General features: G+C 64.1%; 22 protein-coding genes. 14 read left to right on the forward strand and 8 right to left on the reverse strand.

Translation table 11 applies throughout. The annotated features are described in order from the left end of the window. Positions 1-24 precede the first annotated feature (24 nt). The 3 genes from fabV to fabA form a co-directional block, all read right to left on the reverse strand. Positions 25-1,197 carry an enoyl-ACP reductase FabV gene (fabV, locus tag C7G61_RS03740; protein WP_108512669.1) on the reverse strand — a complete coding sequence of 391 codons (1,173 nt, stop codon included), beginning with the start codon at positions 1,195-1,197 and terminating at the stop codon, positions 25-27. 85 nt (positions 1,198-1,282) lie between these two features. Then, positions 1,283-2,506 (reverse strand): beta-ketoacyl-ACP synthase I, encoded by a 1,224-nt coding sequence (fabB, locus tag C7G61_RS03745; protein ID WP_108512670.1) that lies wholly within the window; start codon positions 2,504-2,506, stop codon positions 1,283-1,285. A gap of 63 nt (positions 2,507-2,569) precedes the next feature. Next, entirely contained in the window at positions 2,570-3,091 is a 522-nt protein-coding gene (gene fabA / locus C7G61_RS03750) for a 3-hydroxyacyl-[acyl-carrier-protein] dehydratase FabA (protein ID WP_108512671.1), read from the reverse strand. 333 nt (positions 3,092-3,424) lie between these two features. Here fabA and irrA point away from each other — a divergent pair, with 333 nt between their 5' ends. Next, positions 3,425-3,916, forward strand: a complete 492-nt coding sequence (gene irrA, locus C7G61_RS03755; RefSeq protein ID WP_057844747.1) for an iron response transcriptional regulator IrrA — start codon at positions 3,425-3,427, stop codon at positions 3,914-3,916. A gap of 125 nt (positions 3,917-4,041) precedes the next feature. Here irrA and C7G61_RS03760 read toward each other — a convergent pair whose 3' ends face one another. Continuing rightward, a complete protein-coding gene (locus tag C7G61_RS03760; RefSeq protein WP_108512672.1) occupies positions 4,042-4,569 on the reverse strand; it encodes an SH3 domain-containing protein in 528 nt (175 codons plus the stop codon). Positions 4,570-4,917: 348 nt separating this feature from the next. On the opposite strand from C7G61_RS03760, the gene C7G61_RS03765 reads away from it, so the two are divergent. Continuing rightward, entirely contained in the window at positions 4,918-5,919 is a 1,002-nt protein-coding gene (locus C7G61_RS03765; protein WP_108512673.1) for a 2-hydroxyacid dehydrogenase, read from the forward strand. Between the two features lie 127 nt (positions 5,920-6,046). Here C7G61_RS03765 and C7G61_RS03770 read toward each other — a convergent pair whose 3' ends face one another. Continuing rightward, positions 6,047-6,961, reverse strand: a complete 915-nt coding sequence (locus tag C7G61_RS03770; RefSeq protein WP_108512674.1) for a LysR family transcriptional regulator — start codon at positions 6,959-6,961, stop codon at positions 6,047-6,049. Between the two features lie 120 nt (positions 6,962-7,081). Here C7G61_RS03770 and C7G61_RS03775 point away from each other — a divergent pair, with 120 nt between their 5' ends. After that, positions 7,082-8,077 carry an aldo/keto reductase gene (locus C7G61_RS03775; RefSeq protein WP_108512675.1) on the forward strand — a complete coding sequence of 332 codons (996 nt, stop codon included), beginning with the start codon at positions 7,082-7,084 and terminating at the stop codon, positions 8,075-8,077. A 3-nt stretch (positions 8,078-8,080) separates the two neighbouring features. Here C7G61_RS03775 and C7G61_RS03780 read toward each other — a convergent pair whose 3' ends face one another. Then, positions 8,081-8,884 (reverse strand): HesA/MoeB/ThiF family protein, encoded by an 804-nt coding sequence (locus C7G61_RS03780; protein WP_108512676.1) that lies wholly within the window; start codon positions 8,882-8,884, stop codon positions 8,081-8,083. 127 nt (positions 8,885-9,011) lie between these two features. Between C7G61_RS03780 and C7G61_RS03785 the strand changes: the two genes are divergently transcribed. From C7G61_RS03785 to C7G61_RS03790, 3 genes are all read left to right on the forward strand, one after another. Continuing rightward, positions 9,012-10,385, forward strand: a complete 1,374-nt coding sequence (locus C7G61_RS03785; protein WP_108512677.1) for a serine protease — start codon at positions 9,012-9,014, stop codon at positions 10,383-10,385. 229 nt (positions 10,386-10,614) lie between these two features. Continuing rightward, on the forward strand, positions 10,615-10,809 hold the full coding sequence (locus tag C7G61_RS44440) for a hypothetical protein (protein WP_190241639.1): 195 nt from the start codon (positions 10,615-10,617) through the stop codon (positions 10,807-10,809). A gap of 139 nt (positions 10,810-10,948) precedes the next feature. After that, positions 10,949-11,719, forward strand: a complete 771-nt coding sequence (locus tag C7G61_RS03790) for a ParA family protein (protein ID WP_108512678.1) — start codon at positions 10,949-10,951, stop codon at positions 11,717-11,719. A gap of 83 nt (positions 11,720-11,802) precedes the next feature. Here the strand turns inward: C7G61_RS03790 and C7G61_RS03795 are convergent, their stop codons facing one another. Together C7G61_RS03795 and mutM are read right to left on the reverse strand one after the other, a co-directional pair. Beyond that, entirely contained in the window at positions 11,803-12,369 is a 567-nt protein-coding gene (locus C7G61_RS03795; protein ID WP_244608114.1) for a GNAT family N-acetyltransferase, read from the reverse strand. Then, a complete protein-coding gene (gene mutM, locus C7G61_RS03800) occupies positions 12,357-13,238 on the reverse strand; it encodes a bifunctional DNA-formamidopyrimidine glycosylase/DNA-(apurinic or apyrimidinic site) lyase (protein ID WP_108512680.1) in 882 nt (293 codons plus the stop codon). The genes C7G61_RS03795 and mutM overlap by 13 nt, the downstream gene beginning before the upstream one ends. Before the next feature lie 214 nt (positions 13,239-13,452). On the opposite strand from mutM, the gene ubiE reads away from it, so the two are divergent. The 8 genes from ubiE to C7G61_RS03840 all read left to right on the forward strand — a co-directional run bounded on the left by ubiE (position 13,453) and on the right by C7G61_RS03840 (position 23,307). Continuing rightward, on the forward strand, positions 13,453-14,214 hold the full coding sequence (gene ubiE, locus C7G61_RS03805; protein WP_108512681.1) for a bifunctional demethylmenaquinone methyltransferase/2-methoxy-6-polyprenyl-1,4-benzoquinol methylase UbiE: 762 nt from the start codon (positions 13,453-13,455) through the stop codon (positions 14,212-14,214). Next, positions 14,211-15,785: a 2-polyprenylphenol 6-hydroxylase gene (gene ubiB / locus C7G61_RS03810; RefSeq protein ID WP_108512682.1), complete on the forward strand. Its 1,575-nt coding sequence runs from the start codon at positions 14,211-14,213 to the stop codon at positions 15,783-15,785. Before ubiE ends, ubiB begins: the two co-directional genes overlap by 4 nt. Positions 15,786-15,840: 55 nt before the next feature. Then, positions 15,841-17,268 (forward strand): bifunctional phosphopantothenoylcysteine decarboxylase/phosphopantothenate--cysteine ligase CoaBC, encoded by a 1,428-nt coding sequence (coaBC, locus tag C7G61_RS03815; RefSeq protein WP_108512844.1) that lies wholly within the window; start codon positions 15,841-15,843, stop codon positions 17,266-17,268. Beyond that, a complete protein-coding gene (dut, locus tag C7G61_RS03820; protein ID WP_108512684.1) occupies positions 17,265-17,723 on the forward strand; it encodes a dUTP diphosphatase in 459 nt (152 codons plus the stop codon). The genes coaBC and dut overlap by 4 nt, the downstream gene beginning before the upstream one ends. Before the next feature lie 278 nt (positions 17,724-18,001). Further along, entirely contained in the window at positions 18,002-20,521 is a 2,520-nt protein-coding gene (locus tag C7G61_RS03825; RefSeq protein WP_108512685.1) for a PAS domain-containing sensor histidine kinase, read from the forward strand. Next, complete coding sequence (gene tsaE, locus C7G61_RS03830) at positions 20,518-22,038, forward strand: tRNA (adenosine(37)-N6)-threonylcarbamoyltransferase complex ATPase subunit type 1 TsaE (RefSeq protein WP_108512686.1); 1,521 nt, start codon at positions 20,518-20,520, stop codon at positions 22,036-22,038. Before C7G61_RS03825 ends, tsaE begins: the two co-directional genes overlap by 4 nt. 91 nt (positions 22,039-22,129) lie before the next feature. Beyond that, positions 22,130-22,453, forward strand: coding sequence for a PilZ domain-containing protein (locus tag C7G61_RS03835; RefSeq protein WP_108512687.1), 324 nt, complete (start codon positions 22,130-22,132; stop codon positions 22,451-22,453). Positions 22,454-22,584: 131 nt separating this feature from the next. Continuing rightward, positions 22,585-23,307 (forward strand): nucleotidyltransferase family protein, encoded by a 723-nt coding sequence (locus C7G61_RS03840; protein WP_108512688.1) that lies wholly within the window; start codon positions 22,585-22,587, stop codon positions 23,305-23,307. The last annotated feature ends 135 nt before the right edge of the window (positions 23,308-23,442 follow it).

A 23,442-nucleotide genomic window follows, 5' to 3' on the forward strand; every position in this document is an offset into this window, starting at 1 on the left:
AAGCGTAGCCCGGATGGAGCTTGCTCAATCCGTGACGACGCGGGGGTCCACGTCCTCTGAGTAGTCGACGCCGTCGATGCCAAACCCGAACAGGCGAAGAAATTGGCTCCTGTATTCTGCAAGGTCCGCCAATTCGCCGAGCGTTTCCGTGGAGAGGAGGGGCCATCGTCGCAACACCTCCGCCTGAACTTCGGGCGAAAGCTCCCAGTCGTCGAGTCTGATGCGCTGCGCCTCGTCAACTTCGACACCCGTGCCAAGGCGCGTCCGGAACAGGCGATCGATCTGTTCGATGCATCCTTCGTGGAGCCCGAGTTGCTTCATGACCTTGAACAGCACCGTCCCATAGAGCGGCACCACCGGAATGGCCGAACTCGCCTGGGTGACCACGGCTTTCAGCGCCACCACACGGGCCGCGTCCTGGCCGAGCCGGCCCCGGATCGCTTCCGCCTTGCGGTCGAGATCGACCTTGGCGCGACCCAGAGTGCCATTCCAGTAGATCGGCCAGGTCAGTTCGCTGCCGATATAGGTGTAGTTGAGCGTCCGGAAGCCTGGCGCCAGGACGCCGGCATCCGCGAGCTGGTCGATCCAGCGCTTCCAGTCATCGCCGCCCATCACCGCCACCGTGGCGGTCGCTTCATCCTCACTTGCCGGCGTAATCGTCGTCTCGAAGACCTCGCCGGTTTCCGTGTTCAGGGTCTTGATCTCGACGGGAGCACCCAGCGGCTTGATCGCCGAGCGATAGGTCTGTCCCGTGTCCGGGTCGGTCCGGACGGGAGCGGCCATGCTGTAGACGAGCACGTCGAGCTGTCCGAACCGTTCGCGGACGCGGTCGATGAAGTCTTTCTTCATGCTGTCGGAGAAGGCGTCGCCCTCCAGCGTGAGGGGCGATCGTCCGACCTTCCGGGCCTCGATCTCGAATGCGCGGTTGTTGTACCAGCCGGCGCTGCCCGTTCTGCTTGCTGAAGGCTCGCGCTCCAGTGACACGCCGATGGTCTCTGCTCCCCCGGCGAAGGTCGCAACAATGCGGCTCGCGAGGCCGTACCCCGTTGAACATCCCAGCACGGCAACACGCTTTGGGCATTCCGGAATGGACCCCTGACGGAGAACATAAGCGATTTGGTCGCGGACGTTTCTGGCGCAGCCGACAGGATGTGCCGTCGTGCAGATGAAGCCTCGCACGCGCGGTTCGATAATCATGCCCACCCCATTCTGGATTGTTGCAAAGTCACCATCCGCTGCCTGCCGATCTCTCGCCGCGAGCGAGAAGAGGCAAGATGCGAAATCACGCATCCATCCGCTTGAACACCAGCGTGGCGTTGGTGCCGCCGAAGCCGAAGGAGTTCGACAGCACGGTGCCGAGCCTGGCGTTGTCGATGCGCTTGCGCACGATCGGCATGTCGGCAAACACCGGATCGAGCTCGGTGATGTTGGCGCTCTCGCACACAAAACCGTTGTTCATCATCAAAAGCGAATAGATCGCTTCCTGCACGCCGGTGGCGCCGAGCGAGTGCCCGGTCAGCGCCTTGGTCGCCGAGATCGGCGGGCACTTGTCGCCGGTGCCGAACACTTTTCGAATTGCCTCGATTTCCGGGGGATCGCCGGCCGGCGTCGAGGTGGCATGCGGGTTGATGTAATCGATCGGAGTTTTCACGGTTTCGAGCGCCATGCGCATGCAGCGCTCGGCGCCCTCGCCCGACGGCGCAACCATGTCGTAACCGTCCGATGTCGCGCCATAGCCGACCACTTCGGCGTAGATGCGCGCGCCGCGCGCCTTGGCATGTTCGAGCTCTTCCAGCACCACCACGCCGGCGCCGCCGGCGATGACGAAGCCGTCGCGGCTGATGTCGTAGGGACGCGAGGCGGTGGCGGGCGTGTCGTTGTACTTCGAGGACATCGCGCCCATGGCGTCGAACAAGACCGACAGCGACCAGTCGAGTTCCTCGCAGCCGCCGGCGAAGATCACATCCTGCTTGCCGATCTGGATCGTCTCATAGGCGTTGCCGATGCAATGGTTCGAGGTCGCGCAGGCCGACGAGATCGAATAGTTCACGCCCTTGATCTTGAACCAGGTCGCGAGCGTGGCGGATGCCGTCGACGACATCGCCTTCGGCACCGCGAACGGCCCGACGCGTTTGGGGCCCTTGCTTCGCGTGATGTCGGCCGCTTCCACGATGGTGCGCGCGGACGGCCCGCCCGAGCCCATGATGATGCCGGTGCGGACGTCGGAGACTTCCTCCGGCGAGAGGCCAGCGTCCTGGATTGCCTGCTCCATCGCGATGTGATTCCACGCCGCGCCCTCGCCGAGGAAGCGCATCGCGCGCCGGTCGACGACGTCGGCCGGATTGAGCGTCGGCGCGCCCTGCACCTGCGAACGGAAGCCCATCTCGGCGTATTTTTCCGCGCGCTTGATCCCGGATTTCGCTTCGTGAAGGCTCGCAAGCACTTCCTGGGTGTTGTTTCCGATGGACGAGACAATACCCATCCCCGTAATGACAACCCGCTTCATGATCGCCTCGCCCTGCCGTTTCCGTTTGTCCGTGAAGATATGTTGATTGCGTGATCGCGCCGCTCAGGCAAGCGCTGTGCCCTGCTTGAATAGCCCGACCTTCAGATCCTTGGCGCGATAGATAATCTCGCCGTCCATGGAAAGCCAGCCGTCGGCAACGCCGAGCACCAGCTTTGAACGCATCACGCGTTTCATGTCGATGTTGTACACAACCTTGCGAGCATTCGGCAGCACCTGGCCGGAGAACTTCAATTCCCCCAGCCCCAGCGCCCGGCCCCGTCCCTCGCCGCCGATCCAGCCCAGATAGAAGCCGACCATCTGCCACATCGCGTCCAGGCCGAGGCAGCCCGGCATGACCGGATCGTTCTTGAAATGGCAGCCGAAAAACCACAGGTCCGGCTTCACATCGAGTTCGGCCCGAATCAGGCCCTTGCCGAATTCCCCGCCCTTTTCGGTGATTTCGCTGATGCGGTCGAACATCAGCATCGGCGGCAGCGGCAGCTGCGCATTGCCCGGGCCGAACATCTCGCCGCGGCCGCAGGCCAGCAAGTCCTCGTATTCATAACCGCTGCGCCGTTCCAGCATGGTGTCCAGCCTCTCTTAGATGTCCCGATAGAGCGCTTTGAGCGAACCGGACCCGTTTCCCTACGGGAACGCTTGTTTCCCGCAAAATTGGCGCTACTTAGGGTGCTATCGGCATTAGCCTCTGCCGAAATCGCATATGTGGTCCGCGCGCTCTGTAACATAGGCACCGGGGCCCGGCAAAGCACCGGAACGCGCGAAAAAACCACGTTTACACGCTGGTTCCTCTTTAACCTTGGGCGGGTTCTAGTTGCGAAAAACTTGCATCTACCTGATTTCCTTTTATATTGGGCAAGATTATTGCCCAAGTTAGCGCGCGTGGTGCCCGAAGTGGACATGAACGACCAAGCTTCCCCCCTGAACGACGACGGCATCGATCCGGCCGCCCGGGCCGCCGGACATCAGCCGGCGTTGACCGGTTGTCCCTGGCACGACGTCAACGAAATGCTGCAGGCCGCCGGTCTCAGGCCGACCCGCCAGCGCATGGCGCTGGGCTGGTTGCTGTTCGGCAAGGGCGCCCGCCATCTGACCGCGGAAATGCTGTACGAGGAAGCGACGCTGGCGAAGGTTCCGGTGTCGCTGGCGACCGTCTACAACACGCTCAATCAGCTCACCGATGCGGGTCTGTTGCGCCAGGTCTCGGTCGACGGCACCAAGACCTATTTCGACACCAACGTCACCGCGCACCACCACTTCTATCTCGAGAACAACCACGAGCTGGTCGACATTCCCGATCCGCATCTGGTGCTGTCGAAGATGCCCGACGTGCCGGAAGGCTACGAAATCGCGCGCGTCGACATGGTCGTGCGCCTGCGCAAGAAGCGCTGATTCTCTCCGAACTACTGGTTGTCATTCCGGGGCACGCGAAGCGTGAACTATGGTGCGCAATTGCGCACCTGAGAATCTCGAGATTCCGGGTTCACGCTTCGCGTGCCCCGGAATGACGGTGCGCTTCACTCCACCTTCTCATCCGCATACACGCCCCACAGGCGCTGTTGCTCGATCCAGCCGTCAAAGCCGTTGCCGATCACGCGGCACCAGCCGTTGGCGCATTTCTTGACCTGGGCGACGACGCCGACCTGCAGGCGGGCCGCAACTGCGCTGGTCGGATCGGGACGGTCATAGAGCGACGCCAGCTCGTCCTTGGTCTTCATGGTGACGACCGCAGTGCGGCGGCCCGACAGTAGCGAATGATAGACCCAGCCCTCGGAGCCTTCCGAATCGCGCACGCGGCGCCAATTCTCGAACTCGGCGGTGATTTCGACCGGCAGGCCCGAGCGGGTATAGACCCAGGCGACATCGTTATCCTTGGTCGGACCGGCCCGGACATTCACATGGTCGGATTTGAGGCTGACATACCGCGGCACCGGCAGGCCGCTCGTGGTGATGGCCGAATCCTTGGCCGAAAACCCTGTGCTGACCGATGCCAAAAGCCAGCCCCCCGCCAGCACCGCCACCGAACAGAAACGCCCCAACGCCATTAACCCATCTCCTGTCGAGCTACCCGCAACTCGAATTCTTCGAGTTGAAACCGCCCGCTAACGCCCGAAAAACCCCAGACCCCTGTGCCCCGCTTTGGCCGCACCCCGGCTTGCTAACATCCGAGGGGTTCTTGTCTTGGCCCGGCCTTCTGATAGAGAGGACGGAACGCCAAGAACCAGAACGCCCGGATTTTCTGCCGAAAATCCAAGGCAAGTATTGGGGAACCCAAGGGACTTACCTCACGGAAACAGCCGGATACCGGGACCGCGTGGCCATCGCAGTGTCGAACAACCGGGTTAATGAGGTCTGAACGGCGGGCTCAAAGCCGTCCCTCATGAGAGCAGAGCATGTCGGTCAAGAAAAAACCTCTCGTCGTCGTCACCCGCAAGCTGCCGGACTCGATCGAGACCCGGATGCGCGAGCTGTTCGACGCCAGGTTGAATCTCGACGACACGCCGATGACGCCGGAACAGATCGCGGACGCGGCCCGCACCGCCGACGTGCTGGTGCCGACCGTCACCGACATGATCAGCGAGGCGATCCTCAAAGACCCCGACTGCAAGCTGCGCATGATCGCCAATTTCGGCAACGGCGTCGATAATATCGACGTCACTGCGGCGCATGCGCGCGGCATCACGGTGACCAACACGCCGAAAGTGCTGACCGAAGACACCGCCGACATGACCATGGCGCTGATCCTGGCGGTGCCGCGGCGATTGATCGAAGGCTCCACCATTCTGACCGAGGGCAAGAACTGGGAGGGATGGTCGCCGACCTGGATGCTCGGCCACCGAATCGGCGGCAAGCGGCTCGGCATCGTCGGCATGGGCCGCATCGGCCAGGCCGTGGCCCGCCGGGCGCGCGCCTTCGGTCTGCAGATCCACTATCACAACCGCCGTCCCGTGGCGCCTGTTATCGCCGAGGAGCTCGGCGCGACCTATTGGGAAAGCCTCGACCAGATGCTGGCGCGGATGGACATCATCTCGGTGAACTGTCCGCATACGCCGGCGACCTATCATCTGCTCTCGGCGCGGCGGCTGAAGCTGATCCGCAAGGACGCCTATATCGTCAACACCGCGCGCGGCGGGGTGATCGACGAGGACACGCTGATCAAGCTGATCGAAGCCGGCGACATCGGCGGCGCCGGCCTCGACGTCTACGAGCACGAGCCCGCGGTCAACCCAAAGCTGGTACGGCTGGCCAAGGCCGGCAAGGTGGCGCTGCTGCCGCATATGGGCTCGGCCACCATCGAAGGCCGCGTCGAGATGGGCGAGAAGGTGATCATCAACATCCGGACCTTTCTCGACAACCACAAGCCGCCGGACCGCGTGCTGCCCAGCATGCTGTGAGCGGGTGTCGCTGAGGCTCTTGTAGCCCGGATGGAGCGCAGCGAAATCCGGGATAACTTGATCGACAAGTCGCACTGCCCCGGATTGCACTTCGCTCCATCCGGGCTACAAGAAGCGGGCTACGGCATCATTTGTTCTTGCGCCGTTCCCGCTTTCGCCATTCCGCGACAAAGGCGACGAATGCGGCGAGCGCCGGCGGCGGTTGGCGGCGGCTAGGGTAATACAGGAATGGGCCCGGGAATGGGGCGCACCAATCGTCGAGCACGCTGACCAGCGCGCCCGACTTGATGCCGTACCGCACGTATCCCTCAAACGTCAGCCAGAAGCCTGTGCCGTCATGCACGGCGCGCAGCGCCAGGCCGAGATAGGTCGCGATCAGCTTGGCCGGCGGCGAAACCTTCACGACACGCCCCGCCTTCTCGAATTCCCAGTCCAGCATCGCGCCGCTGCCGAAGCGGGTGCGGATGCAGGAATGTTCCAGCAGATCCTTCGGATGTTTCGGGCTTCCATGCTGCGCGACGTATTCGCGCGAGGCCACCACCGCATAGCGCTGCGGCGCCCCGAGCGAGACCGCGATCATGTCCTGCGCCAGATGTTCGCCATAGCGCACGCCGGCGTCAAAACCTCCGGCCACGATATCGACGAACGAGCTCTCGCCGACGATCTCGAGATCGATTTTGGGATGGGCTGCAAGAAACGGCGCAACCATCGGCGCCAGCACCAGATCGATCGCCGGCGGCGGCGCATTGATGCGCAGACGCCCCGACGGCACGGCCCGCAAGCCGCGCACCAGATCAAGCGCCGCGCCGACATCCGACATCGCGGGGCCGACACGGGCCAGCAACAATTCACCGGCCTCGGTAAGCGCGACGCTGCGCGTGGTGCGGTTCATCAGGCGGACGCCGAGCCGCTCCTCCATGTCGCGCAGCCGTTGGCTGAAGCTCGATACGGAGACGCCCTGCTCGACCGCGGCGCGGCGAAAATTCCGGGTGCGCGCCACGGCGACGAAGGCATCGAGGTCGCGGAGGTCGAAATTCTTCATTGTTCGATATAATGAACAAGCTATTTATGATTGTCCAGCTTATCCGCGCGACCCAAATCCCTCATATCGGCCTCGTCACCACGGCGCGAATGCACGCCGCCGATTACGAGGAGAACCATCATGGAAAAGCGCAAACTCGGCACGACAGGTCCATCCGTCTCGGCCATCGGCCTCGGCTGCATGGGCATGTCGGACTTCTACGGCCCGGCTGACCGCAGCGAGAGCATTGCCACCCTCCACGCCGCGCTCGATGCCGGGATCACTTTGCTCGACACCGGCGATTTCTACGGCATGGGTCACAATGAGATGCTGATCCGCGAAGCGCTCACGGGGCGCAATCGCAACAATCTCCAGATCAGCGTCAAGTTCGGTGCGCTGCGCGACCCCAACAAGGGCTTTCTCGGCTACGACAGCCGCCCAGCCGCGATCAGGAATTTTGTCGCTTATTCGCTGCAACGGCTCGGCGTCGACACCATCGACATCTATCGGCCCGCACGGCTCGATCCCGATGTGCCGATCGAAGAGAGCGTTGGCGCGATGGCCGACATGGTGAAGGCCGGCTGGATCAAGCATATCGGGCTTTCCGAGGTCGGCTCCGACACCATTCGCAGGGCGCACGCGGTGCATCCGATCGTCGACCTGCAGATCGAATACTCGCTCGTCGCGCGCGGGATCGAGAGTGACATTCTCAAGACCTGCCGCGAGCTCGGAATCAGCATCACCGCCTACGGCGTATTGGCGCGCGGACTGATCAGTGGACACTGGTCGAAGGAACGCTCTGCTGTGCAGGATTTTCGTCAGATGAGCCCGCGCTTCCAGGGCTCCAATCTCGACGCCAATCTCGCGCTGGTGGATTCCCTGCGCTCCATTGCAGCCGAGGTTGGTGCGTCACCGGCGCAGGTCGCCATAGCCTGGGTCGCAGCGCAGGGCAACGACATCGTACCGCTGGTCGGCGCACGTCGCCGCGACCGCCTTTCCGAGGCGCTCGGAGCACTCGATGTGAAATTGACGGACGCGCAACTTGCCGCGCTCGCCAAGGCCTTCCCGCCGGGCGCCGCCGCTGGCGCTCGATATCCCGAGGCGCAGCTCGCGCATATGGATAGCGAGAAGCGTTGAATACTACGCCGCGTGCCCGCTCAGATCGGTGATGACAGGCGTATCGCCGTTGAGCGGGTTTTGCGGATCGCGCGTGTAGCGCAACGTCTCGAACCGCATCGCGCGCGCGTCCACCATCACCAGCCGGCCGACCAGGCTTTCGCCGAAGCCGACGATTTCGCGGATCGCCTCCAGCGCCATCATCGATCCCAGCATGCCCGCCAGCGCCCCCATGACGCCGGCCTCCGCGCAGGCCGGCACGGTGCCGGGCGGCGGCGGTTCGGGAAACAGGCAGCGATAGGTCGGATTGAACTCGCCCTGCTCGTTGCGCTCATGGGCGCGGATCGTGGTCAGCGATCCGTCGAACATCCCCAGCGCCGCCGTGATCAGCGGCTTGCCGGCAAAGAAGCAGGCATCGGACACGAGATAGCGCGTTTCGAAATTGTCGGAGCCGTCGAGCACGAGATCGTAGCCGCCGATCAGCGACATCACGTTCTTTGCATCGAGACGCACCGCATGCGCCTCGAAATGAACATGCGGATTGAGCGCGTGTATCACTTCGGCGGCGCTGTCGACCTTGCGCCGTCCGATGTCGGGCGTGGTGTGGATAACCTGGCGCTGCAGATTGGACAGCGAGACGATGTCGTCATCAACAGCACCGAGCGTGCCGACCCCGGCGGCCGCCAGATACATCAAGACCGGCGCGCCAAGGCCGCCGGCGCCGATCACCAGCACGGACGCCTCTTTCAGCGCGGCTTGCCCCGGGCCACCGACTTCGCGCAGCACGATATGGCGGGCGTAACGTTCGAGTTCGTCGGCTGTCAGCATGGTCGCACTACCTCAATCAATCTCCTGAACCGGGACGCGGTTGGTGCCGACTAAGCAGATGTGCTTAATTGGCGGGACGTCAATGACGCGCTTCCCTATTCCCCTCCGGCATTCTCCTGGATTTGTCATGAGATCGGTGCTTTCGGCAACATTGATGATCGCGGCCTTAGGTTTTGCGGCCTCGGACGCGTGGGCGCAGATGACGCCACCCGCTGCGGCCGGCGCCAAGGCGAAACCGGTCACCACGATACCGATCCGCCCCGCGCTGCAGAAGCCGGAGGACACGGCCACCGCGATGGGCCAGGCCGAGCGCCTGGCGCTGCAGTCGGACCTTGCCTGGGTCGGGCAATATAACGGCGCCATCACGGGCGACGTCAGCGAGCGCATGGTCAATGCGATCAAGGAATTCCAGAAATCCCGCGGCGGTAAACAAACCGGCGTGCTCAATCCGCAGGAGCGCGGCATTCTTGCCGACACCGCCAAGAAAAAGCAGGAGAGCGTCGGCTGGAAGATCCAGACCGATCCCGGTACCGGCGTGCGGCTCGGCATCCCCACCAAACTGGTGCCGCAGCAAGCCAGCGACGCCAACGGCACCAGATGGACGTCGCCGACCGGCACGATCCAGATTCAACTGGCGCGGCGCAAGGAAGCCGGCCCCGTTACGGCAAAGCTCGCCGAGCGCGAGAAGAAGGAGCCGGGGCGCAGCATTGACTACACCGTGGTCAAGCCGGACTTTTTCGTGCTGTCCGGCCTGCAGGGCCTGAAGAAATTCTATCTCCGCGGCACCTTCAAGGGCGACGAGGTCCGCATCCTCACCATCCTCTACGATCAGGCGACCGAAAATACCGTGGAGCCGGTCGTGATCGCGATGTCGAGCGCGTTCAATGCGTTTCCGGCGGCTGCTCAAATAGCCGGGCCTCCACCACGCAAGACGGTGGAGTACGGCACCGGCGTCGTCGTCGGTGACGACGGCGCGATCATCGCCGACCGCCAGATCACCGATGGCTGCCTCACGGTCGCGATCGCAGGCTTCGGCAATGCCGATCGCGTCGCCGAGGACAAGGAGCACGATCTCGCGCTGCTGCGCATCTATGGCGCGCGCGGGCTGAAAGCGCTCAACCTCGCCAACACCGCCACCAAGACCGCGCTCGACCTCACAGGTATTGCCGATCCGCAGAACCAGGGCGGCGGGGCTGCGGTGACCAGCGTCAAGGCTGCGGTGGCTCTGCTCGGCGGCGGCAGCGATATCGCGCTGGCACCCGCGCCGACGCTCGGCTTTTCCGGCGCGCCCGCGCAGGATGGCGACGGCAGGTTTGCCGGCATCGCGCTGCTGAAGCCGGTTCAGGTAGCGGGGCCCACCAACGGCGTACCCGCGGCGCAGGCGGTGCTGGTGACCGCCGACACGGTGCGCGATTTCCTCCAGGCCAATGGCGTGAATGTGGCCAGCGGATCGGGCGATGCGAAGGCGTCGGTGGTCCGCGTGATCTGCGTGAGGAAGTAGCCCGCGCTCGTGTCCCGGACGCGGTGCAGCGCTTCTTCAGCGATGCACCGCCATAGCGCATCGCAGACGCGCGTAAACGCGCTTATGGTGCTGCGCTGCGTCCGGGCACGAGAGAATCAAGCCGCCTTGATGTTGCTGAGGAAGGCTTCGACCTCGCCGCGCATCGTCTCGGACTGTATTGCCGCCGGCCGCCAGCATTTCCGCGCCCGCATTCGATGCCAGCGGATGATTGCTGACCACCATGCCGCGGCTGCCCGATGCCGGCTTTTTCGGCATTGAAAATCGGTGGCTGCGCGATCCCGCCAATGACCCGTCATGCTGTTTTCCCGTTTCTTGTTGTAGTTTTCATCGGGCGCAAATGCACCGCCCGGCAGTATTTGCCCGGATGACCACAATTCCAGAATCGGGCATCATTGCAAGGTGACTGATTCGGACTACCGCGATCCCCTGACCTTTGGATCGGGCTGGGCAGGTCTGAACGAGCGCGTAACTCGGCGTCGCAGAATGCGGCGCAGCTCGTGTGGCGCAACCCAAATACCTGAAAGCCATCCAGAGGACCTGAAATGCAGACGATCGTATTGGCCACCCAGAAGGGCGGCTCTGGGAAAAGCACGCTTGCCATCGGCCTTGCACTTGCCGCCATCCGGGCCGGGCATAATGTCCGCCTGATCGAGACGGACCCGCAGGGCACCGTTTCGAACTGGAAGCGGCGCCGTCCCTATGCTGCGCCGATCATCGAGCCGATCTACGCCGCGCGGGAGGTCGAACAGCGCCTGCAATCACTCGCGCACGACGGCGTGACGGTGACGATCGTGGATACCGCCGGGGGCGAAAGTGCCGCGACCAATTCGGCGATTCGTTATTCCGACTTCTGCTTGATTCCGACGCGACCGAGCATCGCCGACATAGAGGCGACCGCCGCGACGCTCCGCGTTATCAGGGCCTGGCACAAGCCGTTCGCCTACGTCCTGAACCAGACCCCGATCCGGGCCGCGGCACGCCTCGCCGGTGCGGAAAATGCGTTGGGCAACGAGGCCGCGCTCGACGTCGCCGATATCGTTGCCAGACCCCTTATCGTGATGCGCAACGATCACCAGGACGCGCTGAGCGCCGGCCTCGCCGTCTGCGAACATGCACCGGGCGGCAAATCCGCGGAGGAAATGCGCGCCCTCTGGCAGTGGACCGAATCGCGGCTGGGCAATGCGGTTGCGGCTACTGACGAACCGATCATCGAGGAGTTCGTGGAAATACCCGCAATTATTCCTAAATGGGCTGCGCTCCCGTCTTTCGACGCCGGCAGCGCACTCTTCCTGAGAACCCCCGCTCGCGTCTGACATCACGCTTCGCGCAAGGTAAATGCGCAAGGCGAACGCGGAAGCAATCCAGACCACCAGCCCCGCTGGATTGCTTCGCTTCGCTATGGATTTCGGCGCAACCAGTTTTCCCGCGTGACGCGCCATTTTTCCGCGCGCGTCTGACCGCTGTGATGGGCAAGTTCGATATAGCCGAGGAATTCGGCGCCGGTCTTTTGCTTGACCCGGCGTGACGCCTCATTGGTAACCGCGTTACAGGCGTAGAAGACATCGACATCCAGCACGCGGAAGGCAAAATCGTTCACCGCCGAGACGGCTTCGCTCATCAAGCCCTGATTCCAGTAGCGCTCCGCGAGCCAAAATCCCCGGTCGCCCTTCGCATTGCCGGACCAGGGACGAAAGCGGATATTGCCGATGGCTTCGCCGTCCCCGCCACGCAGCACCAGCATCCAGTTATAGATCACTTCCCCCGCAGCGGCTCTTTCCAGTTCCTGCGCGATGAACGTCTCCGCGCCGTCTTCCGGATATGGCCAGGGGACAACCGATGCGAGATGCTGGATGATGTTCCAGTTGTTGAAATGGCGCTGGATCGCCGGCGCATCCGACAGCGCGAGCGGTCGCAAAATCAGTCGCCCCGTATGGAGCGTCGGCGTGATGGTCATTTTTGGCATTTCGGGCACCAAAACGTTGAGCGGCCATTCTGAACGAAGCGTCGTACGATCCCGCCGCAGCCTTTAGTTTGGCATTTCTCGCCCTCGCGGTCATAGACCTGGAACGAGTGCTGGAAATAGCCGAGCTCGCCCGAGGTCAGGCGATGATCGCTGATCGAGGAACCACCGGCCTTGATCGCCTGATTCAGCACGGAATGAATCGCGCCCACCAGCCGCGCGGCGTGATCGGTCGGCTCAGCCTTCTTCGTCGCAAGCGTCGCCGCCAGCCGGCGCGGCGACAGCTGCGACCGGTACAGCGCCTCGCAGACATAGATATTGCCGAGCCCCGCGACCACGCGCTGGTCAAGCAGCGCGGCCTTCAGGCTGGTCTTCTTGTTGAAGCATGAGCGCGCCAGCATCACGGCGTCGAACTCGTTGCCGAGCGGCTCCGGACCGAGGCCCTTCAACAGCGGCTCGTCCTCCAGGGCGTTGCGGGCGATGATCTTCATGTAGCCGAAGCGGCGCGGATCGTTGAACACGACGGAAGCCCCCGATGACATGTGAAACACGACATGGTCGTGCGCGCGGTCCTCGCTGCGCGGATGGTGGAATTGGCCCGGCGCGTCGTTATGGCCGCCTTCCAGCACCCGGAACGATCCGGACATGCCGAGATGCATCAAAAGCACGTCGCCGGAGCCGAGATCCGCCATCAGGTATTTGGCGCGGCGGCCGAGGCCGGTCACGGTCTGACCCTCCAGCCGAGCGATAAAATCTTTTTGAAAGGGAAACCGCAAATCCTTGCGGCGGGCCTCGGCTTTCACGATTTTCGACCCCTCCATGGCGGGCTGCAGGCCGCGGCGGACGGTCTCAACTTCAGGCAATTCAGGCATGCAGGCATTCACCTTATGGAGGTGACGTGATAGCGCCATTGCGGCCGCCGCGCTATGGTCGGCAGACTACTCCTCGTCATTGCGAGGAGCGAAGCGACGAAGCAATCCATCTATCCCCGGGCGGAGAGGTGGATTGCTTCGCGGAGCCTGTCATCCGGCGGCGCTCCGCGCCGACCGGGTGGCTCGCAATGACGGGAAAAAGCAGGGCCGAAGAATGAACCAGCCGGACCAAACCACCCATTTTGGCTTCAGGGACGTGCCCCTGGGGGACAAGCAGACGCTGGTGAACGACGTATTTCACAGCGTGGCCTCCCGTTACGACCTGATGAACGATCTGATGTCGGGAGGCCTGCACCGGGTCTGGAAGGACATCACGATCAATGCGCTGAACCCGCCGAAAAACGATGCGCCGTTCGCATTGCTCGACGTCGCCGGCGGCACCGGCGACATCGCCTTCCGCGCGGCGGAGGCGGCAGGCCTGGGCTTCCATGCCACCGTCTGCGACATCAATACCGATATGCTTGGGGTTGGCCGCAACCGCGCGCTGGCGCGCCATCTCGACCAGCAGGTTTCGTTTGTCGAGGGCAATGCCGAGACGCTGGCGTTTCCGAACCGTTCTTTCGACGCCTACACCATCGCGTTCGGCATTCGCAACGTGCCGCGGATCGATGCCGCGCTGCGCGAGGCCTATCGCGTGCTGCGGCCCGGCAGCCGGTTCCTGTGCCTGGAATTCTCCACCGTCGACGTCCCCGGGCTCGACCGGCTCTACGACTTCTTTTCGTTCAACGTCATCCCGCCGCTCGGCCGCGCCGTGACGGGTGATGCCGAGTCCTATCAGTACCTCGTCGAATCGATCCGGAAATTCCCCCGGCCCAATCAATTTGCCGAGATGATCCGCGACGCTGGCTTTGCGCGGGTGAAGTGGGAAAGCCTCTCCGGCGGCATCGTGGCGTTGCATTCGGGCTGGCGTTTGTGATTTCTGCCGCGACCCACATCGCGCGGCTCGTCCGCGCCGCTTACGTGTTCGCGCGCGAAGGCGTGTTCGGCGTCGTTGACCCAAGTCTGGTGCCGCCACCCGGACAGCTCGCGCTGCGGCTGGCGCGGCTGATCGAACGGCCCGGCGCCAAATCCGGCCCGCGTTTGTCGCGCGCACTGACGCGGCTTGGACCGGCCTATCTCAAGCTCGGGCAATTTCTGGCGACGCGGCCCGACGTCGTCGGCGTCGCCATGGCGCGCGATCTGGAAGCCCTGCAGGACCGGCTGCCGCCGTTTTCGCAGGCCGAAGCCGAGGCCGTGATCGCCGCGTCGCTGGAACGCCCGCTGGCTAAGGCGTTTGTCAGCCTCGGGCCGCCGGTTGCCGCCGCCTCGATCGCCCAGGTGCATCGCGCCGAGGTCGAGCGCGATGGCGTCCGCAAGCCGGTCGCCGTCAAGGTGCTCCGGCCCAATGTCGGCTCGCGTTTTCGCCGTGATCTCTCCGATTTTTTCTTTGTCGCGCACAATGCGGAAGCGCATTCGGCCGAGGCGCGGCGGCTGCGGCTGATCGAGGTCATCAACACGATGTCGCGCTCGGTCGCGATAGAGATGGACCTGCGGCTTGAGGCGGCCGCCTTGTCCGAGATGGCGGAGAACACAAGCGACGATCCGGATTTCCGGGTGCCGACCGTCGATTGGGACCGCACCACCCACAACGTGCTGACGATGGAATGGATCGACGGCATCGCGCTCAACGACCACGCGCGCCTCGCGCAGTCGCATATCGACCTGCCCGATCTCGGGCGCAAAGTGATCCAGAGTTTCCTGCGCCATGCGCTGCGCGACGGCTTCTTCCATGCCGACATGCATCCCGGCAATCTGTTCCTCGACGATACCGGCCGGCTGGTGGCGGTCGATTTCGGCATCATGGGCCGGCTCGGCATGAAGGAGCGGCGCTTCCTCGCTGAAATTCTGCTCGGATTCATCACGCGCGACTACCGCCGCGTCGCGGAGGTGCATTTCGAGGCCGGCTACGTGCCGGGGCACCATTCGGTCGAAAATTTCGCGCAAGCCATCCGCGCCATCGGCGAGCCGATCCATAACCGCACCGCCGAAGAAATCTCGATGGCAAAGCTGCTGACGCTTCTCCTCGAAGTCACCGGCCTGTTCGACATGCAGACCCGGCCCGAGCTGATCCTGCTGCAGAAGACCATGGTGGTGGTCGAGGGGGTGGCGCGGGGGTTCGATCCAAAGCTCGACATCTGGAAGGTCGCCGATCCCGTGGTGCGCGAATGGATCGAGCGCAATCTCGGTCCGCTCGGGCGGATTCAGGGCGCGATGTCCGGCGCGGGCGAACTCGGCCGGGTGGCGGCGGGCCTGCCTGCGATCGCCTCGCGGGCGGTTGCCGTGCTCGAAAACATGGAGAGGATGACCCGGGAGGGCATGACGCTGTCGCCGGAGACGATCGCGGCGATGGGCCGGGCCGAGGGCCGCAAGAGCCGCTGGCGGACGGTGGCGCTCTGGATCATCGCGGCCACCTTTATCGGAATTCTGGTTGCCATCCGGCAGTTATGATTGCAATGCTATCATAATGTGATAGCATTGATTGCAGATCATTCCGGAGGCCGCCATGGCCAGCCTCACCATCCGAAAACTCGACGAGACCGTCAAAACCTATCTGCGTCTCCGGTCGGCCGGGAATGGCCGCTCCGTCGAAGAGGAAGTCCGGGTCATCCTTGGCGAGCTGATACAGGGGCGCCCCGAACTACCGGGCGCAACCTCCTCGCCTCCATCCGTTGACAGCCCCGCACAGGCCCTGCGGCCCGTCAGCACCAGCGGTGAACGGAATGTCACCCTGATCATCGGCGGCGGCATCGCCGCCTATAAGGCGCTGGACCTGATCCGGCGGCTGAAGGAGCGGCACATCGGCGTCCGCTGCGTGCTGACCAAGGCCGCGCGGCAATTCGTCACCCCGCTTTCCGCCAGCGCGCTGTCGAACGAGCGTGTCTATACCGACCTGTTCGACGCCGAGAGCGAGTTCGACGCCGGTCACATCCGCCTCGCGCGCGAATGCGATCTGATCGTGGTGGCGCCGGCAACCGCCGACCTGATGGCGAAGATGGCGCAGGGCCATGCCGACGATCTTGCGAGCGCGATCCTGCTGGCGGCGAACCGCCCGATCCTGCTGGCGCCTGCCATGAACCCCCTGATGTGGAACAACGCCGCCACCCGCCGCAATGTGCTGCAGCTTCGGCGCGATGGCGTCCACATGATCGGCCCCAACGCCGGCGAGATGGCTGAAGCCGGCGAAGCCGGCGTCGGGCGGATGTCGGAGGCGATCGAAATCGCTGCCGCTGCCGTCGACATCCTGCGTCCGCCACGACCGCGGCCGCTCGCAGGCAAGCGCGTGCTGATCACGGCGGGACCGACGCATGAGGCGATCGATCCCGTGCGCTATATCGCCAACCGCTCCTCCGGCAAGCAGGGTTTTGCCATCGCCGCCGCGGCGCAGGCCGCAGGCGCCGACGTCACGCTGGTTTCCGGGCCGGTCGAATTGCGCGATCCTGCGGGTGTCACGGTGATCCGGGTGGAATCGGCGCGCGACATGCTGCACCGGGTGGAGGCCGCCTTACCGGCCGATATCGCGATCTTCGCCGCCGCCGTGGCCGACTGGCGCGTCGCCAACGAAGGCGAGCAGAAGCTGAAAAAGACCTCCGCCGGCATGCCGCCGCTGCAACTGGTCGAAAACCCCGACATTCTCGCGACGATCTCGAAGCTGACAGACAAGCGTCCGCCGCTGGTGATCGGGTTCGCGGCCGAGACCGAGCATCTGATCGACAACGCCAAGGCCAAGATCGCGCGCAAGGGCTGCGACTGGATCGTCGCCAACGACGTCTCGCCCGCCACCGGCGTGATGGGCGGCGACCGCAACACCGTTCACCTGCTGACGCGCGACGGTGACGACATCAAGGTGGACTCCTGGCCGGTGATGACCAAAGAACAGGTCGCGACCGAACTGGTGGCAACCTTAGCCAAGACGTTGGGAAAGACTTCATGAGCGCACCGGTGAAAGTCGACATCCGCCAATTGCCACACGCCGAAGGTCTCGCGCTGCCGGCCTATCAGAGCGCGGATGCCGCCGGGCTTGATCTGCTTGCAGCGGTGCCGGCGGAGACGCCCTTGATCCTGCCTCCGGGCAAATACGCGATGGTGCCGACCGGGCTCACGATCGCGCTGCCCTCAGGCTATGAGGCGCAGGTGCGGCCACGCTCCGGGCTTGCCGCCAAGCATGGCGTCACGGTGCTGAATTCGCCGGGCACAGTGGATGCGGATTATCGCGGTGAGATCAACGTCCTCTTGATCAACCATGGCGATGTGCCGTTTCTGATCCGGCGTGGCGAGCGGATTGCGCAGATGGTGATCGCGCCAGTCGTGCAGGCGGAACTGGTTCCGGCGGTGTCGCTTTCAACAACCGATCGCGGCAGTGGCGGTTTCGGCTCGACGGGACGTTGAATCGGCTAGCAAAAACTGCTCTCAACGGTAATCCGCTGAATTTTTCACAGCCATATTTGCGTTCACGGTCTGGACTCTTACCGCTCGACTCCCGAAGGAGATACTCTCGACCCGATTCGTGCGTAGCGCGACCAGCAAAAGTGGGGTCCGGTTTTGCGTCCGGGCGCGCTCATTCCTATTGTCGGCGTATAATCTCAACGCCAAACCGCTTACACCTTGGCGGATCATGCGCTGGGGGTAGCGCCGGGTCTGCTGTCGTGCGTTTTTTGGGGCAAATAATGTCGGGCGTAGTCGCGGCAATGCGTCGAACCCTGCTGTCGTGCACCTCACTGGCGCGCCACGGCGTGATTGCGCTCGCCACCGCCCTCTCCGCTTCGCCGGAACCCGCATGGGCCTCGGATTTGACCATCCCGCAGGTGATTTCCGCCCTGTTCGACCTCAATCACCAGGAATTTGCGGCACTGACGACGGCGCTGTCGCTGCTTGGCTTTACCGTGGTGGCTGCGATCCTGCTGATGCGCACGCGCATTCGCGCCAGCCGAGTGGAACTCAGCCTGCGTTCCGACATCGCCGACCTGCAGGTGCAAGCCGACCGGCTGCGTGCGCTGTTGTTTGCCGAGCCCCAGATCCTGATCGCCTGGGCCGCGGGCGACAACCGGCCCCAGATCAGTGGCGACAGCTCGCTTCTGATTTCGCAGGACGCGATGTCGAATTCACCGCAGCGCATCCTCGCCTTTGGAACCTGGCTGCCACCGGAACCGGCGCTGCAGATGGACCATGCGGTCGACGCGCTGCGCGAGGCCGGCGAAGGTTTTCTGCTCAATCTCTCCACCTCGAACGGCCGTGCCATCGAAGCGATGGGCCGCGCCATCGGGGGGCAAGCCATTGTGCGGATTCGCGAACTCGGGGGCTTACGCCGGGAACTCGCCGAATCCAATCTCCGCTACAGGACGCTGTTGGAGGAGACCGAGCTGTTGCGCGACTTCTCCGCCGCGGCGCCCTGGCCGATGTGGGCGAGGAGTGCAGAAGGCAATCTGCGTTACGCCAACGCGGCCTATGTGCGGGCCACCGAGGGCGCAAGCGTCGCGGACACAATCCACCGCAACCTCGAACTGCTGGAGAACGACCAGCGCACCGAGATGGGCCGGGTGCTGAACGACAATTCCACCTTCAGCGCGCGGCTGCCGATCGTGGTCGGCGGCGAGCGACGCATCTATGATGTTCAGGCGCTCAAGCTCGGCGGCGGCAGCGCCGGCGTCGCCATCGACGCCAGCGAGGCGACCGCGCTGCGCGACGCCATGGAGCGGATGGCGGAAGCCCATCGCCGCACCCTCGACCAGTTGTCATCAGGGGTTGCCGTGTTCGACGGCCAGCGGCGGCTTGCCTTCTACAATGAATCCTACCGGCGGCTGTGGGGCCTCGACCAGGCCTTCCTCGATTCCAATCCCGACGATTCGAGCGTGCTCGACCGCTTGCGCGCGGCGCGCAAACTGCCCGAACAGCCCGACTTCCGGGCCTGGAAGGCCAAGCTGCACGAAGCCTACCGCGCCATGGAGCCGGAGAACTACACCTGGTTCCTGCCCGACGGCCGCGCCGTCAGCGTCGTCACCACGCCGAACCTCGAAGGCGGCGTCACCTATCTGTTCGACAATGTTACCGAGAGCCTCGATCTCGCACGCCGCTACGACCGGCTGACCCGGGTCCAGCACGAGACGCTCGACAATCTGGCCGAGGCGGTGGCAGTGTTCGGCAGCAATGGCCGCGTGGAACTGTTCAATCCCGCCTTCGAGAAAATGTGGAAGCTGTCGGCGGAATCGCTCAAGGAACAGCCGCACATCGAGACCGTCGAAGCCTGGTGCACGCCGCTGTTCGACGATGCGCTGACCTGGCGGGCGCTGCGCGAGGCGATCACCGCGATAGACAACCGCGCGCAGGTATCGCTGAAGCTCGAGCGCAAGGACGGCAGCGTGCTGGACTGCATGACCATGCCGCTGCCCGACGGCGCGACCATGTTGACCTTCCAGGACATCACCGACACCGAGAATGTCGAGCGCGCGCTGCGCGAGCGTAACGAAGCGCTCGAAGCCGCCGACCAGATGAAGGTCGACTTCGTCCACCACGTCTCCTACGAACTGCGCGCGCCCCTTACCACCATCATCGGCTTTGCGCATTTCCTCAGCGATCCCTCGACCGGCCCGCTGACGCCAAAGCAGGCCGAGTATCTCGACTACGTCACCAAATCGACCAACGCGCTGCTCGCGCTCACCAACAACATCCTCGATCTCGCCACCATCGATGCCGGCGCCATGAAGCTCGAGCTCGGCCCGGTCAATATCGAAAAAGCCATCCAGGCCGCCGCCGAAGGCATTCAGGACCGGCTGGCGACCGACCGCATCGAACTCAAGGTCGATATCGATCCCAATATCGGCGACTTCACCGGCGACGAGCGGCGCGTGGTGCAGGTGCTCTATAATTTGCTCGCCAACGCCGTTGGATTCTCACCGCACGATGCCGCGGTCACGATCAGCGCGCGGCGGACCGAGCATCGCGTGATCTTCACCGTCAGCGATTCCGGCCCCGGCATTCCGGCTGAGGTGAAGGACAAGGTGTTCGACTGGTTCGAGAGCCACTCCCACGGCTCGCGTCACCGCGGCGCCGGCCTCGGCCTGTCGCTGGTGCGCTCCTTTGTCGAACTGCATGGCGGCAAGGTGCGCGTCGATTCGGTGGTCGGCAAAGGCACCACGGTCACCTGCGACTTTCCAATCGACCAGAACGCGCATCGCAACGCCGCCGAATGACCGCGCCCACGACATTTACGGTAGCGCTGGCGAACGAGACGGCGACCGCGCATCTGATGGCCGACCTCGCGCTGCTGGTCGGTCCGGGCGACGTCATCACGCTCTCGGGCGATCTCGGCGCGGGCAAGACCGCGGCGGCGCGCGCCATGATCCGCTATCTCGCCGACGATCCCGCGCTGGAAGTGCCAAGCCCGACATTCACGCTGGCGCAGAGCTACGATTTGCCGTTCCCGATTGTCCACGCCGATCTCTATCGTATCAATGATTCGAGTGAGCTGGAGGAAATCGGATTGTCGCCGCTGCCCGAGGGCACGCTGGCGCTGATCGAATGGCCTGAGCGCGCACCGGATGCATTGCCCGACGATCGCATCGACATCGCCTTCAGCCATCGCCCGGCGCTTGGGTCCACCGCGCGCGCCGCCGAAATCACCGGCTATGGCAGGGCTGCGGCGCAGGTGACGCGATTGAGAGTCTTGCGAAAGTTTCTCGGCGATGCCGGCTTCCTGAATGCGGGGCGCGAGCGCATGCCCGGCGACGCCTCGACGCGCTCCTATGCGCGGCTGATCCGCGACGACGGCACGTCGATCCTGATGAATTCGCCGCGCCGCCCGGACGGGCCTGCGATCTACAATGGAAAGTCCTACAGCGCGGCCGTTCATCTCGCCGAGGACGTCAAGCCGTTCGTCGCCATCGACAATGGGCTGCGCGCGCACGGTTTTTCGGCGCCCGCGATCCGTCACGCCGATCTCGATTCGGGTTTCCTGATCACCGAGGATTTCGGCAGCGCCGGCGTCGTCGAAGGCGATCCGCCGCGGCCGATCGTCGAGTGCTACGAGGCGGCGACCGACATGCTGGCGGAGCTGCATCGCAAAGCCCTGCCCGAAACCGCGCCGCTGGAGCCGCTGGGCCCATACCAAATTCCGGTCTACGACATCGATACATGGCTGGTTGAGATCAGCCTGATGCTCGAATGGTATCTGCCGGATCGCGGCGCCGAGGTCAGCCAGCAACGGCGCGACGAATTCACAACGATGTGGCGAACGCTGCTGGAAAAGCCGGCGGCTGCGCCACGAACCTGGGTGATGCGGGATTTTCATTCGCCCAACATCATCTGGCTCGGCGACCGCACGGGGATCTTGCGCGTCGGGATTATCGACTTCCAGGATGCCGTGCTTGGCCCCGCCGCCTACGACCTGGTATCGCTGCTGCAGGACGCCCGGCTCGACGTTCCCGAACAGCTCGAATTGACGCTTCTGACCCGCTACATCAAGGCGCGCCGCGCGGCCGATAGCCAGTTCGACCCGGCCGGCTTTGCCGAGCTCTACGCCATCATGTCGGCGCAGCGGAATACCCGCCTGCTCGGCACCTTCGCCCGGCTCAACCGGCGGGACGGCAAGCCGCAATATCTGCGCCACCAGCCCCGGATCTGGACCTACCTGACCCGTTCGTTGGCGCACCCGGCGCTGGCGGCATTTCGCGCGTGGTATGCCGCCAACGTGCCGCCGCCGGTCCCCTGAATTTACCTCCTGTTAGCCACCCCGCATCTATTCTGGAACCGGCCATGCCGTGGAGGCATGGCGCATTCAGTTTTGACACGGGAAGACGGCCATGGCGGGGGCGGAACGTCGGAGGGGAGATCGGGTCGTATTCGAGCGCGGCTTTGCGGCGCACATGATGGGCATCGACGGCACCTGGCGGCGCGACTGCGTGATGGAAGACGTCTCCGAGACGGGTGCCAAGCTGACGGTCGAAGGTTCGGTCGAGGGCCTGCACTTGAAGGAATTCTTCCTGCTGCTGTCGTCCACGGGGCTGGCCTATCGGCGCTGCGAGTTGGCCTGGGTCAATGGCGATCAGATCGGCGTCAACTTCCTGAAGCAGGGCGACAAGAAGAAGAGGGCGGCCAAGCGGGGGGCCGAGGAGGCCGAAGTCTGAGGTTTGGCTGCGCTGGCCGCCGTCGTACGGCCGTCATGTGCGGCCACTAAGGCCTCGCTGGTTGCTGGTTCAAGCGAATCGCCGTGGTATGATCCGCAGGCTGATTTGAATGGTTCGAGAAAATCCCAAAAATGTCCGTTACGCCCACCAAAGCCATGGTCCTTGCCGCCGGTCTCGGTTTGCGCATGCGCCCATTGACCGACCATATGCCGAAGCCGCTGGTGCGCGTGGCCGGCCAGCCATTGCTCGATCACGTGCTGGACAAGCTCGCCGGGGCCGGCGTCAGTGAGGCCGTGGTCAACGTGCATTACCTGCCCGACCAGATCATCCAGCATACCGCGAGCCGGGCCCGGCCCCGCATCATCATTTCCGACGAACGCGACGTCGTGCTTGGCACTGGCGGCGCTGTCGTGAAGGCGCTGCCCCTGCTCGGCAAGGACCCGTTCTTTCACCTCAACGCCGACACGATGTGGATCGACGGCGTGCGGCCCAATCTGGAGCGGCTCGCCGAAACCTTCGATCCTGCCCGGATGGACATCCTGCTATTGATGGCGCCGACCACGAGCAGCATCGGCTATGCCGGCCGCGGCGACTACGCGATGCTGCCGGACGGCGCATTGCGCAAGCGGCGTGAACACCAGGTGGTGCCGTTCGTCTATGCGGGTGCGGCGATCATGTCGCCCTCGCTGTTTGCCGACGCGCCCGCCGGCGAGTTTTCGCTGACAAAAATGTTCGACCGCGCCAACGAACAGGAGCGGCTGTTCGGCCTGCGGCTCGACGGCGTCTGGATGCACGTCGGAACCCCCGACGCGGTGCAGGCCGCGGAAGAGGCGTTTCTGGAAAGCGTGGCCTGATTCGACGCCGGACCGGCGTCGAACCGATCCGCCGTCGGCGCGAAGCATCAGCGATTCGTGCCCCCGGGACCGCAATGCAGATACTCTTCGGCGGTCCGCCCGCAGCGGTTCAGACAAAAAATCTCGAAAACAACC

Source organism: Bradyrhizobium algeriense (assembly GCF_003062295.1).
GTDB classification, from domain to species: domain Bacteria; phylum Pseudomonadota; class Alphaproteobacteria; order Rhizobiales; family Xanthobacteraceae; genus Bradyrhizobium; species Bradyrhizobium algeriense.

Bases quoted from the DNA above. Each gene is read 5' to 3' on its own strand.
- C7G61_RS03760 (WP_108512672.1), bottom strand. From the start codon at position 4,569: ATGGCGTTGGGGCGTTTCTGTTCGGTGGCGGTGCTGGCGGGGGGCTGG.
- C7G61_RS03765 (WP_108512673.1), top strand. From the start codon at position 4,918: ATGTCGGTCAAGAAAAAACCTCTCGTCGTCGTCACCCGCAAGCTGCCG.
- C7G61_RS03780 (WP_108512676.1), bottom strand. From the start codon at position 8,884: ATGCTGACAGCCGACGAACTCGAACGTTACGCCCGCCATATCGTGCTG.
- C7G61_RS03795 (WP_244608114.1), bottom strand. From the start codon at position 12,369: ATGCCAAAAATGACCATCACGCCGACGCTCCATACGGGGCGACTGATT.
- dut (WP_108512684.1), top strand. From the start codon at position 17,265: ATGAGCGCACCGGTGAAAGTCGACATCCGCCAATTGCCACACGCCGAA.
- C7G61_RS03840 (WP_108512688.1), top strand. From the start codon at position 22,585: ATGTCCGTTACGCCCACCAAAGCCATGGTCCTTGCCGCCGGTCTCGGT.
- tsaE (WP_108512686.1), top strand. From the start codon at position 20,518: ATGACCGCGCCCACGACATTTACGGTAGCGCTGGCGAACGAGACGGCG.
- C7G61_RS03825 (WP_108512685.1), top strand. From the start codon at position 18,002: ATGTCGGGCGTAGTCGCGGCAATGCGTCGAACCCTGCTGTCGTGCACC.
- coaBC (WP_108512844.1), top strand. From the start codon at position 15,841: ATGGCCAGCCTCACCATCCGAAAACTCGACGAGACCGTCAAAACCTAT.
- C7G61_RS03790 (WP_108512678.1), top strand. From the start codon at position 10,949: ATGCAGACGATCGTATTGGCCACCCAGAAGGGCGGCTCTGGGAAAAGC.
- C7G61_RS03775 (WP_108512675.1), top strand. From the start codon at position 7,082: ATGGAAAAGCGCAAACTCGGCACGACAGGTCCATCCGTCTCGGCCATC.
- irrA (WP_057844747.1), top strand. From the start codon at position 3,425: ATGAACGACCAAGCTTCCCCCCTGAACGACGACGGCATCGATCCGGCC.
- mutM (WP_108512680.1), bottom strand. From the start codon at position 13,238: ATGCCTGAATTGCCTGAAGTTGAGACCGTCCGCCGCGGCCTGCAGCCC.
- fabA (WP_108512671.1), bottom strand. From the start codon at position 3,091: ATGCTGGAACGGCGCAGCGGTTATGAATACGAGGACTTGCTGGCCTGC.
- ubiE (WP_108512681.1), top strand. From the start codon at position 13,453: ATGAACCAGCCGGACCAAACCACCCATTTTGGCTTCAGGGACGTGCCC.
- C7G61_RS03770 (WP_108512674.1), bottom strand. From the start codon at position 6,961: ATGAAGAATTTCGACCTCCGCGACCTCGATGCCTTCGTCGCCGTGGCG.
- C7G61_RS03835 (WP_108512687.1), top strand. From the start codon at position 22,130: ATGGCGGGGGCGGAACGTCGGAGGGGAGATCGGGTCGTATTCGAGCGC.
- C7G61_RS03785 (WP_108512677.1), top strand. From the start codon at position 9,012: ATGAGATCGGTGCTTTCGGCAACATTGATGATCGCGGCCTTAGGTTTT.
- fabB (WP_108512670.1), bottom strand. From the start codon at position 2,506: ATGAAGCGGGTTGTCATTACGGGGATGGGTATTGTCTCGTCCATCGGA.
- fabV (WP_108512669.1), bottom strand. From the start codon at position 1,197: ATGATTATCGAACCGCGCGTGCGAGGCTTCATCTGCACGACGGCACAT.